This window comes from Streptococcus mitis, assembly GCF_047464965.1.
Lineage (GTDB): Bacteria > Bacillota > Bacilli > Lactobacillales > Streptococcaceae > Streptococcus > Streptococcus mitis_DU.
In genome coordinates this window covers 93,755-105,796 of record NZ_JASHAT010000007.1, presented here as the reverse complement: position 1 = coordinate 105,796, position 12,042 = coordinate 93,755, and the positions used below count along the sequence as shown (strand labels likewise).

At 41.4% G+C, this 12,042-nt stretch carries 12 protein-coding genes; 10 read left to right on the top strand and 2 right to left on the bottom strand.

Annotation, left to right across the window (positions count from 1 at the left end; translation table 11 throughout):
- The first annotated feature begins 132 nt into the window (after positions 1 to 132).
- Genes trpE through trpA form a run of 7 tightly spaced genes read left to right on the top strand, consistent with a single transcriptional unit; the run spans position 133 to position 6,392 of the window.
- Entirely contained in the window at positions 133 to 1,494 is a 1,362-nt protein-coding gene (gene trpE, locus QM408_RS06145) for an anthranilate synthase component I (protein ID WP_261051617.1), read from the top strand.
- Positions 1,491 to 2,057, top strand: coding sequence for an aminodeoxychorismate/anthranilate synthase component II (locus QM408_RS06140; protein ID WP_000601916.1), 567 nt, complete (start codon positions 1,491 to 1,493; stop codon positions 2,055 to 2,057). Before trpE ends, QM408_RS06140 begins: the two co-directional genes overlap by 4 nt.
- Before the next feature lie 10 nt (positions 2,058 to 2,067).
- The gene (gene trpD, locus QM408_RS06135) at positions 2,068 to 3,072 is read left to right on the top strand and encodes an anthranilate phosphoribosyltransferase (RefSeq protein WP_261150566.1); all 1,005 of its coding nucleotides are present in this window, start codon (positions 2,068 to 2,070) and stop codon (positions 3,070 to 3,072) included.
- Positions 3,069 to 3,836 carry an indole-3-glycerol phosphate synthase TrpC gene (trpC, locus tag QM408_RS06130; RefSeq protein ID WP_125416958.1) on the top strand — a complete coding sequence of 256 codons (768 nt, stop codon included), beginning with the start codon at positions 3,069 to 3,071 and terminating at the stop codon, positions 3,834 to 3,836. The genes trpD and trpC overlap by 4 nt, the downstream gene beginning before the upstream one ends.
- Positions 3,823 to 4,422 carry a phosphoribosylanthranilate isomerase gene (locus tag QM408_RS06125; RefSeq protein ID WP_094753352.1) on the top strand — a complete coding sequence of 200 codons (600 nt, stop codon included), beginning with the start codon at positions 3,823 to 3,825 and terminating at the stop codon, positions 4,420 to 4,422. Before trpC ends, QM408_RS06125 begins: the two co-directional genes overlap by 14 nt.
- Positions 4,400 to 5,623: a tryptophan synthase subunit beta gene (trpB, locus tag QM408_RS06120; protein WP_261039293.1), complete on the top strand. Its 1,224-nt coding sequence runs from the start codon at positions 4,400 to 4,402 to the stop codon at positions 5,621 to 5,623. Before QM408_RS06125 ends, trpB begins: the two co-directional genes overlap by 23 nt.
- Complete coding sequence (trpA, locus tag QM408_RS06115; protein WP_414373941.1) at positions 5,616 to 6,392, top strand: tryptophan synthase subunit alpha; 777 nt, start codon at positions 5,616 to 5,618, stop codon at positions 6,390 to 6,392. The genes trpB and trpA overlap by 8 nt, the downstream gene beginning before the upstream one ends.
- Here the strand turns inward: trpA and QM408_RS06110 are convergent.
- Positions 6,364 to 7,023 (bottom strand): prepilin peptidase, encoded by a 660-nt coding sequence (locus tag QM408_RS06110; protein ID WP_125424789.1) that lies wholly within the window; start codon positions 7,021 to 7,023, stop codon positions 6,364 to 6,366. The genes trpA and QM408_RS06110 overlap by 29 nt on opposite strands.
- A 69-nt stretch (positions 7,024 to 7,092) precedes the next feature.
- On the opposite strand from QM408_RS06110, the gene QM408_RS06105 reads away from it, so the two are divergent.
- Entirely contained in the window at positions 7,093 to 7,548 is a 456-nt protein-coding gene (locus tag QM408_RS06105) for a GNAT family N-acetyltransferase (RefSeq protein ID WP_414373939.1), read from the top strand.
- A 47-nt stretch (positions 7,549 to 7,595) separates the two neighbouring features.
- On the opposite strand, the gene QM408_RS06100 is transcribed toward QM408_RS06105, so the two are convergent.
- Positions 7,596 to 8,741, bottom strand: coding sequence for a low temperature requirement protein A (locus tag QM408_RS06100; protein WP_153226324.1), 1,146 nt, complete (start codon positions 8,739 to 8,741; stop codon positions 7,596 to 7,598).
- Positions 8,742 to 9,544: 803 nt separating this feature from the next.
- Here QM408_RS06100 and QM408_RS06095 point away from each other — a divergent pair.
- Both QM408_RS06095 and QM408_RS06090 read left to right on the top strand, forming a co-directional pair.
- Entirely contained in the window at positions 9,545 to 10,834 is a 1,290-nt protein-coding gene (locus QM408_RS06095) for a DUF308 domain-containing protein (RefSeq protein WP_265465633.1), read from the top strand.
- 9 nt (positions 10,835 to 10,843) lie between these two features.
- Positions 10,844 to 11,932, top strand: coding sequence for an AI-2E family transporter (locus tag QM408_RS06090; protein WP_004193676.1), 1,089 nt, complete (start codon positions 10,844 to 10,846; stop codon positions 11,930 to 11,932).
- The last annotated feature ends 110 nt before the right edge of the window (positions 11,933 to 12,042 follow it).

Here is a 12,042-nt window from a genome sequence, read left to right as displayed (position 1 = left end):
ACAGGAATGAGAGATAGGAGAAATCCTATAATTGAGGTGGCACCGCGAATTTCGTCCTCACGCAAGTTGTTTTGCGTGGGGATTTTTCATACAGTCGCCACGGACTAGAAGTAGAACTGAAAGGGAAACACAATGGAACGAATCATTCATGGAGATGTCTTATCACCAATCTTGGCTTATATGCGCCTAAAGGGGCAACACAAGGTTATCTTAGAGAGTATTCCGAGAGACAAGGAAACAGCTCGTTTTTCTATCTTAGCCTATAATCCAGTCTTTGAGATTAAGTTTGAAAATGGAGTCCTTTATCAAAATGGTCAAGTGATTGATCGGGATCCCTTAGATTTCCTTTATGAAGTGACTCATAAGAGCCAGCACCATTCAGATCTACCTTTTGGTGGTGGGGCAATTGGTTTTGTTGGTTACGATATGATTTCGCTTTATGAAGAAATTGGTCAAATCCCTCAAGATACAATTGGAACACCAGACATGCATTTCTTTGTCTATGAGAGTTACATGGTCTTTGACCACAAGAAGGAAAAAATTCATGTCATCGAGGATGCTCTCTATAGTGAGCGCAGTCAAGAAGCCTTGGAAGAAGCCTTGAACCAAGTGCTTGAGGAATTACGCATTCCTGCTCCAAATGAATTTGAAGACTTGGATCTATCTCCGTTAGACTTCAAACCGCATATCGCTCCTCAGAAGTTTGAGGAAATGGTGGAAATAGCTCGTGACTTGATTCGTAACGGGGATATGTTCCAATGTGTACTCAGTCAGCGTTTCTCAGCAGAAGTTACTGGAAATCCATTTGACTTCTACAGAAATCTCCGCGTGACCAATCCATCCAATTACCTCTATTTCTATGATTTTGGGGATTATCAAATCATCGGTGCCAGTCCAGAAAGTTTGGTTTCTGTCAAAAATGGCATCGTGACAACCAATCCGATCGCAGGGACACGACCAAGAGGAGCTACGGATGAAGAAGACAAGGCTTTGGCGACAGACCTGCTTTCGGATGAGAAGGAAACAGCAGAGCATCGGATGTTAGTAGACTTGGGACGTAACGATATTGGTCGCATCTCTGAAACGGCCAGTGTCCAAGTCACTAAGTATATGGAAGTGGAGCTTTTCCGTTATGTCATGCATTTGACCAGCGTGGTCAAGGGGCGTTTGCTTCCAGAACTCACTGCCATGGATGCTTTGAAAGCAACACTTCCAGCTGGAACAGTTTCAGGAGCACCAAAGATTCGAGCGATGAGACGCATCTATGAACTGGAAACGGAAAAACGGGGCGTATACGCAGGAGCAATCGGCTACTTGTCTGCGACGGGTGATATGGACTTTGCCATTGCCATCCGAACGATGATTCTCAAAAATCAAACAGCCTATGTGCAGGCTGGGGCAGGGATTGTCTATGACTCCATCGCCCAAAACGAATACCAAGAAACCATTAACAAAGCAAAATCTATGACTAGAATTGGAGAACTAAGACCATGATTTTATTAATTGACAACTATGATTCTTTTACTTATAACTTGGCCCAATACATTGGGAATTTTGCAGAAGTTCAGGTCTTGAGAAATGATGATCCCAGGCTGTATGAAGAAGCTGGAAAAGCAGATGGTCTGGTCTTTTCGCCCGGTCCTGGTTGGCCAGTTGATGCTGGAAAGATGGAAGACATGATTCGTGATTTTGCTGGCAAGAAGCCGATTCTTGGGATTTGTTTGGGCCACCAAGCTATCGCAGAAGTCTTTGGCGGTAAGCTAGGCTTGGCTCCCAAAGTCATGCATGGGAAACAGAGCAATATCAACTTTGAAGCGCCATCTGTTCTGTATCAAGGTATCGAGGATGGCCGTGCAGTCATGCGTTACCACAGTATTTTGATTGAAGAAATGCCAGAAGACTTTGAAGTGACAGCTCGTTCGACTGATGACCAAGCCATCATGGGAATTCAACATAAAAATCTACCGATTTATGGCTTCCAGTACCATCCAGAGAGCATTGGAACGCCAGATGGCTTGTCTTCTATTCGGAATTTTATCGAGAAGGTTGTAAAGTGAGGAAACTAGGATGAAAGAGATTATTGAAAAACTAGCAAAATTTGAAAATTTATCAGGTGTGGAAATGACGGATGTCATTGAGCGTATCGTAACTGGCCGTGTAACGGAGGCGCAGATTGCTTCTCTCCTTTTGGCTCTTAAGATGAAGGGGGAAACACCTGAGGAACGCACAGCCATTGCCCAAGTCATGAGAGGACATGCCCAACATATTCCAACTGAGATTCATGATGCCATGGACAACTGTGGTACAGGTGGGGACAAGTCTTTCAGCTTTAACATCTCCACAACTGCAGCCTTTGTCTTGGCTGGTGGTGGTGTTCACATGGCAAAACACGGTAATCGCTCGATTTCTTCTAAATCTGGTTCTGCAGATGTCCTCGAAGCCTTAGGCATCAACCTAGACCTCAAACCAGCTGAATTAGGTAAGGTCTTTGATAAAACTGGTATCGTCTTTCTCTTTGCTAAAAATATGCACCCAGCAATGAAATACATCATGCCAGCTCGTTTGGAATTGGGAATTCCAACAATCATGAACTTGACTGGTCCTCTGATTCACCCAATGACTTTGGAAACACAGCTTCTTGGAATTAGTCGTCCAGAACTTCTAGAAAGTACAGCTCAGGTTTTGAAAAATATGGGTCGCAAACGCGCTATCGTGGTTGCTGGACCAGAAGGTTTGGATGAAGCTGGTTTGAACGGGACAACCAAGATTGCACTTCTTGAGAATGGCGAAATCACCTTGTCAAGCTTTACTCCAGAGGATTTGGGAATGGAACGTTACGCTATCGAAGATATTCGTGGAGGCAATGCTCAGGAAAATGCAGAAATTTTGCTCAGCGTTCTTAAAAATGAACCAAGTCCATTCTTGGAAACTACAGTTTTAAATGCTGGTCTTGGTTTCTATGCTAATGGTAAGGTAGATAATATCAAGGATGGGGTTGCCTTGGCTCGTCAAGTGATTGCTAGTGGCAAGGCCCTTGAAAAACTCAGACTGTTACAGGAGTACCAAAAATGAGTCAGGAATTTTTAGCACGAATCTTGGAGCAGAAGGCGCGTGAGGTCGAGCAGATGGAGCTGGAGGAAGTCCAGCCCCTGCGTCAGACCTATCGCTTGGCTGAATTTTTGAAGAATCACCAAGACCGTTTACAGGTAATCGCTGAAGTCAAGAAAGCTAGCCCTAGTCTGGGAGATATCAATCTCAATGTGGATATTGTGCAACAGGCCCAGACTTATGAAGCGAACGGAGCAGTGATGATTTCGGTTTTGACAGATGAGGTTTTCTTTAAAGGTCATTTGGATTATCTACGGGGGATTTCCAGTCAGGTACAGATTCCAACGCTCAACAAGGACTTTATCATCGATGAAAAGCAAATCATCCGTGCTCGCAATGCAGGTGCAACAGTCATCTTACTCATTGTGGCTGCCTTGTCAGAAGAACGCCTTAAGGAACTCTACGACTACGCGACAGAGCTTGGTCTGGAAGTCTTGGTGGAAACCCACAATCTAGCTGAACTAGAGGTAGCTCACAGACTCGGTGCTCAGATTATCGGAGTTAATAACCGAAACTTGACCACCTTTGAGGTCGATTTGGAGACCAGTGTAGACTTGGCTAAACACTTCAAAGATGATTGCTTGTATATTTCTGAATCAGCTATTTTCACAGGGCAGGATGCAGAGCGAGTAGCACCATACTTTAACGGCATTTTAGTAGGGACAGCTCTCATGCAGGCAGAAGATGTAGCCCAGAGAATCAAGGAGTTGCAGATTGACAAAGGTTAAAATTTGCGGATTATCGACCGAGGAAGCGGTGGGAACAGCCGTTTCAGCAGGAGCGGACTACATCGGCTTTGTCTTCGCACCTAGCAAAAGACAGGTGACCTTGGATCAGGCTGCTGAGCTGGCAAAGATTATTCCGTCAGACGTAAAAAAGGTTGGGGTATTTGTTTCACCAAGTCGGGTAGAACTGCTAGAAGCGATTGACAAAGTTGGTTTAGACTTGGTTCAAGTTCACGGTCAGATAGCGGATGATGTGTTTGAGGATTTGCCCTGTGACAGCATTCAGGCTGTGCAGGTGGATGGAGAGGGGCATGTGCCTCATTCTCAGGCAGATTATCTCCTCTTTGATGCCCCTGTGGCAGGAAGTGGCCAGACCTTTGACTGGGGGCAACTAGATACTACTGGACTAAATCAGCCCTTCTTTATCGCAGGTGGGCTTAAGGAAGACAATGTAGTACAAGCAATTCAACACTTTACTCCCTATGCAGTAGATGTATCGAGCGGAGTGGAGACAGATGGACAAAAAGATCATGAAAAGATTAGAAGATTTATAGAGAGGGTAAAGAATGGCATATCAGGAACCAAATAAAGATGGATTTTACGGAAAATTCGGTGGACGTTTTGTCCCAGAAACATTGATGACAGCAGTTTTGGAGTTGGAAAAGGCTTATCGTGAAAGTCAGGCAGACCCAAGTTTCCAAGAGGAATTAAACCAACTTTTGCGCCAGTATGTGGGGCGTGAAACTCCTCTTTACTACGCAAAAAACTTGACCCAGCATATCGGCGGAGCCAAGATTTATCTTAAACGTGAAGACCTTAACCATACAGGGGCCCACAAGATTAACAATGCCTTGGGACAAGTTCTTCTGGCTAAACGCATGGGTAAAAAGAAAATTATCGCTGAAACAGGTGCTGGTCAGCACGGTGTGGCAACTGCAACTGCTGCAGCCCTCTTTAACATGGAATGTACTATCTACATGGGTGAGGAAGATGTCAAACGCCAAGCCCTCAATGTGTTCCGTATGGAGCTTTTGGGAGCTAAGGTTGAGGCAGTGACAGACGGTTCGCGCGTGCTCAAGGATGCGGTCAATGCAGCCCTTCGTTCATGGGTAGCTAATATTGATGATACCCACTATATCCTTGGTTCTGCCTTGGGGCCTCATCCATTCCCAGAAATCGTTCGTGACTTCCAAAGTGTTATTGGTCGAGAAGCTAAACAACAGTACCGTGACTTGACAGGTAAAAATCTACCAGATGCCTTAGTAGCCTGTGTTGGTGGTGGTTCTAATGCCATCGGTCTCTTCCATCCATTTGTAGAAGATGAATCAGTAGCTATGTATGGAGCTGAAGCAGCAGGACTTGGTGTGGATACAGAGCATCACGCAGCTACCTTGACCAAGGGTCGTCCGGGTGTCCTTCACGGTTCCCTCATGGATGTGCTCCAAGATGCCCATGGTCAAATTCTTGAAGCCTTCTCGATCTCAGCAGGTTTGGACTATCCTGGTATCGGTCCAGAGCATTCTCACTACCACGATATCAAACGTGCCAGCTATGTTCCTGTGACAGACGAAGAAGCCTTGGAAGGATTCCAACTCTTGTCTCGTGTGGAAGGGATTATCCCAGCCTTGGAATCTAGCCATGCGATCGCCTTTGCAGTGAAATTGGCCAAAGAACTTGGACCAGAAAAGTCTATGATTGTCTGTCTATCAGGTCGTGGGGACAAGGATGTGGTTCAAGTCAAAGACCGCTTGGAAGCAGATGCAGCAAAGAAGGGAGAAGCTCATGCCTAAGACACTAACAGAAAAATTAAACGCTATAAAAGCAGCTGGAAAAGGAATTTTCGTTCCCTATATCATGGCTGGAGACCATGAGAAAGGTTTGGATGGACTCGGAGAAACAATTCACTTTTTAGAAGATTTGGGTGTTTCGGCTATTGAAGTTGGTATTCCCTTTTCAGACCCTGTTGCAGATGGACCTGTTATCGAAGAAGCTGGCTTGCGCAGTTTAGCCCACGGGACCTCTACACAGGCTTTGGTTGAAACCTTGAAAACCATTGAAACAGAGATTCCACTGGTCATTATGACCTACTTCAACCCCCTATTTCAGTACGGTGTGGAGAACTTTGTCAAAGATTTGGCAGATACAGCGGTTAAGGGCTTGATTATTCCAGACCTGCCTCATGAGCATGCCAACTTTGTAGAACCATTTTTGGCAGATACAGACATTGCCTTGATTCCCCTAGTTAGCTTGACCACAGGAATTGAGCGCCAGAAAGAGTTGATTGAAGGGGCAGAAGGATTCGTCTATGCAGTTGCCATCAATGGGGTGACAGGGAAATCAGGCAATTACCGTGCAGACTTGGACAAGCACTTGGCACAATTGCATCAAGTGACCGACATCCCAGTTTTAACAGGTTTTGGTGTATCTAGTCAAGCCGATGTAGAACGCTTCAATGCGGTGTCAGATGGTGTTATCGTTGGTTCGAAAATCGTAAAAGCTCTCCATGAAGGAGAGCCGATTCAGGACTTTATCAAACAAGCAGTAGCTTACCAAAAATAATCACACAAGCAGCGAGTAAGAGGAAAGGCACAAAAGGAAGTCTTTCCTTTTTCTTTTGCAGGAGAAAGGCTAGGATGCCCGTCGCAGAAGCAAACTGAATCAAGATGAGTAATTCTGTTGCGCTAAAGACGAGAGCGCAAGAAGCTAAAAAGAGAAAATCCCCTGCGCCCATGCGAATATCGATAAAATGAGCTAACATTCCAAGGATAAGGAAGAAAATCATGACCAGATCCCAGCCAGAGGAAACCATGAGGATTAGGTGGAAAGTCATCCAGACCAGTAAGGGATATTCCTGATGGTGAAAGTCGTAGATGCCCAAGGTCAAACCAGCAGTGATTAGGATGACTTGTCCCAAGGAAAGAAAGCCCCAATACCAAGATAGAAAGAGGAGCCCTAAGCCTAGTTCAAAGAGGGCATACCAGACAGGATATGTAGCCTTGCAGTAGCGACAGCGAAAGCGATTGAGCACCTGCGAGAGAATCGGAATCAAATCTAAGGGGCGCAAGCGAGTCTGACAGGAATCGCAGTGACTAGCAGGTTGGATAATGGATTGCTCTGGAAAACGGTCAATGACCAAACCAAGAAAGGAAGCGAGAATACTCCCGACAAGAAAAAAATAAATATCAATCATACTTATCTATTCGTAAAAAATAGGAGAAGTAGTATAATGGAGAAACATAGATAAGATGGTGAGGCAAAGATGATAATTCGTTTTGAAGAAAATGTGAGCACAGAAAATGCTCAGCTCGTATGCCAATGGTCCAACTCCCTAGGCAAATCCTTTCAAGAACAATGGATGGGAACAATGATTCCTTTTCCCTTGACAATTCAAGTCTTGCAAGATTTGGAAGGAATCTTTTCAATCTTTTCTGGACAAGAGTTTGTCGGGCTTGTCCAGAAAATCAGGCTAGAAGACAGGAATCTACATATCGGACGGTTTTTAATCAATCCCCAGAAACAGGGGCAAAGCTTAGGTAGTCAGGCCTTAAGGAAATTTGTTAGTTTGGTCTTTGAAAATGGAGACATAGATAGTATTTCTCTAAATGTCTTCGAGGCAAATCAGGCAGCCAAGCATCTTTATCAAAAAGAAGGATTTGAAATCGTTAAAACCATTGAAGCACCTGTACGAAAATACGTTATGAAAAAGTTTAGATAGAAAGCAAAAAGCCTTGGTTCCCAAAGCTTTTTAATGTTATAAACTCATTAAAAGAACCCCCAGTTAGATTTGGAATATTTTTTATTCTGTGTCACATAAAAATAAATAAAATGAATGGCTATAGCTAGAGCTAAAATGGTTGTTATACTCACTACTATTATAGGATTAGAAGCAAAGATTAAAGAGAGAATCAAGGCAGTCAGATAGAGTGTCGCTTGGACATAGTAGTAACTTTTCGAATAGCGAAGATAATGTTTGTTATAGGGCCCATTTACTAGGACAGCAGCTTGAAAGAGGCCAAATCCGATATAAGAGAAGCTGGTTGCAAAGAGACGATTAGCTTCAGGATTCTGAAGAAAACTCATCGAAACGGTCATCATAAGAAGTCCAATGAAAATAGGATAGTGACTGTAAATTAGAAATAGTCCCTTTTGATTAGATTTTTCATCAATAGCATGGTCGAATTGACCAAAATAAAACAAGAACAGAGAAATCATAATAATGAAATAAAGAACCGAATAAATCGAGAAATTCTCGATTGTAAAGAAGTTAGCTAGCTCCGTAATCATCTCTCCAAACATAATAATGACAAGAAGGGAGATACGCTCGATTAAATGGGGGAGATTTACCTGGTAATGCTTATCTTTATTAAGCAAGATACTTGGCATAATAAATGTTAGCAGAATACTAGCAAATAAGATATAGACTCTAAGGTAAATAGGAAGAAGAGCTGCTAGATAGAATCCTAAACTTCCTAGACCTGTTATCCATAGAAAACCTTTGATACTTTCCCGATTAGCATCATCGGTTGATTTTCTAAAAAATTCAACCAAATATTGAAAAAATAAGGTAAGGGTTAATGTACCAATAGCCCAACAGAGATAATGAAAATATTGTTGCCAATCAGGTCCAATCATATTGGCTATAAAGAGTAAAATTCCCATTTTGATAAACATGATTACTATGTTAAATAAAGAGTTCTTTCCATAGCGATTGGTATAATCGGTTTGAATCATCCAGGAATCGATGAGAAACAAAGTAGCAATGAAAAAATCAAGGAAAGAATTCCAAGTCAAAATACCGTTATGAAGATGGTCAATTAAAGTAGTTACTTTTGAAATTGCAAAAACAAAAACTAGGTCATAAAAAAGTTCTGAAAATTCTACACGTTTATGTTTAATAAGAGTTGTCATCTTAAGATCTTTCTATTTTAGAAGTACAATTTATTATAACAGAAAATGGTAATGAGAGAAAAGGATATGCTTAAATAACTTTATGTGGCGCGAATGAACTGCGCCACAAAAGTTAGGTTTTTTCTGTCTAACTTTTGGGGTGCAGTTCAGAAGGGGTGTTTTTTCTATCGTTTTTTAGTGCTAAGACTACACAAAAAAGCCTTGATTCCAAGGCTTTTCCTGTTGTATTTAGATGCCCCCTACAGGGATTTGGAAAGGACTTTCATATTGAGAGCAATTAAAAATATTGAAATATAAGTGATTTTAGGTATTTTCAATGTCATGATTTAAAAATGGGACAAAAGTGGGGCAAAAACCATACAGATTCTAAACTGTATGGTTCTTTTTTTATCTAACCAAGAAAGGTTAAAACTTATTAAAACAAATGCAATCAACTGTTGAAAACTTTTTAGTCCGTGTAATATAAAAACAAGTAAAAAGTTGAACTATAGGGAATATTGTGTCATAATAGGTAATAGATGAATAATTAATAGATTGGAAATAATGCTTTCTTACCTTAACAAGTTGAATTGGTTATACATTTTTTCGTCGCAATTGTGTCTATCTCTCGAGTTTAGCTAGTTTTTATAAGCTCTGGTTTCTAATCAATATAACAAATTTTAGAAGTGCATAAGACAAGATGGTGACATTATTACAGTCATTTCTAGTCACCATATGTTGCTGGCACAGGCTGTTTGTAGTGTTGGCTATTTACTAGTCAGTTTAATCGGAGTGTTTAATTTTTATTGTTGAAAGGTTTTTATATGGAAAAAATTCTATCTTTAGGTCTGACAGGTAAGAAATTACTTGCTCAGGGGTTCTTGTTTGTTCTGCTAGGTCTCATCTTGATGGTCACGGGGACTTGGTTGCCAGTAAAGGTTATTCGACTGGTTCTGTTTTTAGCTTGGATAGCAACGGTCTTAGATTTAGTATTACGTATTTTCAAAAAAAGTCAGTCAACGGACACCTTGGGAGTTGCACTGGTTAAATTGTTAGTGCTGGGATATTTGCTTGGCTCCAATCTTGCGACGGATGTGCCGATTTATATTTTGGCTCTTGTGATTGGAGTTTATCAGATTTTTCATGCTAGTATTAACCTTGTCACCTATGTTCTCTACCGCAAAAACAAAATTCGACCTCGTTTTCGTCTCTTACTAGATGGACTCGTACTAGTTTTTCTTGGTGGGACTAGTCTTTTGTCCTCTACGGGAAATTCTGTCTTTCAACTCTTTGTTTTAGGGGCTTATTTTTTCCTTTATGGTCTGTCCAATATCCGTGATGGTTTCTTGTTTGAGGAGGAAATTGGGAAAAACCATCTCAAACGTCGTGTAAGAATGAGCTTACCTATTGTCCTAGCCGCTCTCATCCCTGCAAGTACTTTAGCAAAAATCAACAAATTCATGCAGGAAAATGCTGATGAGAGAGAGGATATCCATCTTGGAATAGTGAAGTCTGGTAAGACAGCGGAGCTTGAAATTTTTGTTCATACAGCTGAGACCTCTCTGTTTTCGGCAATTGGTCATGTGGATATCTGCTATCAAGGCCGTGTTATTTCTTATGGCAACTATGATCCGTCTTCTGAGACCTTATTTGGCATGGTAGGAGATGGTGTCTTATATTTCTGTGATCGTGACAAGTACATTGACCTATGTAAACGTGAGAGTCAAAAAACGCTTTTTGGTTATGGGATAGATTTGACGCCTGAAATGGAAAAAGCAGTTCAGAAAAAGTTGGCTGAATTGAAACAACTGACGATTCCATGGGAGCCAAGTGCAGATAAAATCATGACAGGGGATGGTAAGGAAGACTACACCTACGCTTATAAAATCAGACATGAGACAGATGGGGAACTTTATAAATTTATCAAATCTAAGTTTAAATCCTACTTTGTCTTATCTACAAACTGTGTGCTCTTGGCTGATACCATAGTCGGTCAGGCTGGCACCGATATCCTCTCACCCAAAGGATTTATCGCTCCAGGAACTTACCAAGCCTACCTTAATCGAGAGTTTGAAAAACCAAATAGTATAGTCGTATCTAAACATGTTTATTAAGGAGAATTTATGAACTTAGTAAAAAAATACACCCCGTTAATACTTTTTATAGGGCTGGTTGCTCTTGTAATTCTGAATGCATCGAGCTTTATATCAGGAGCAATCTCTCTCTTTGATGTAATATCAACCTTGATTTATGGTGCTGTTATTGCTTTTGTGCTCAATGTTCCCATGAAAAAAATTGAACAGTACTTAGTTAAATTGAAGGTAAAGGCAGAGTTGCGTCGTCCGATTGCCATGGTACTTGTTTTCCTAGCTCTTATCTTAATCGTGATTGCTCTTTTGGTTTTGGTGCTGCCAACCCTAGCCCAGACTATTAGTCAGCTGGGAACAGTCCTTTCAACAGTCCTTACTCAACTTGGGAAATTGCTAGGCAGCTCGGAATTTGTAACCAAAGACATGTTGTCAACTATCGTATCAGGAATTCAGGGACAGTCTAGCTCTATTAGCCAAGCTTTGATAGGTTTTTTATCAGGTCTGACTAGTAATATCGGCAATATTTTTTCAAGTTTGATGAATGCCTTTTTGATTATAGTCTTCACCTTTTTATTTTTATCCAGTAAGGAACATTTGGCAGCGATGACGAGTCGACTTCTAAAAGTTTTTCTTCCAGAGAAGGTGGTGATAAAGTTGACTTACATTGGACAAGTAGCACTAGAGACTTATGACCAATTTTTGATGAGTCAGCTGATTGAAGCAGTTATCATAGGAGTTATGATAGCGGTTGGTTACAGCGTGTTTGGGATACCCTATGGAGTAATGACAGGTATCTTTGCAGGAGTGCTATCGTTCATTCCTTATGTAGGGCCTATGATTGCTTGTGTTGTGGGAGCGATTTTTATCTTCACAGTGAGTCCTACTCAAGCCTTACTTTCTCTTCTTCTATATCAAGTTATACAGCTGATTGAAGGAAACCTTATTTATCCTAGAGTTGTAGGTCAGTCTATTGGTTTGCCAGCTATTTTCACGCTTGCGGCTGCTAGTATTGGAGGGAATCTTTTCGGACTACTTGGAATGATATTCTTTACCCCCGTATTTGCTGTTATCTATCGACTGGTTAAAGAATTTGTCGTTGCAAAGGAAAATCAGGTAGATTAAGAAAAACTAAATTTAATAAGATATACTGAGAAGAGAGTGAGAGATTCTCTTCTCTTTTATTTTTAAATACTTTTCTACAAAAAGCTATTAGACGTTAAAAAAAGCCTTGG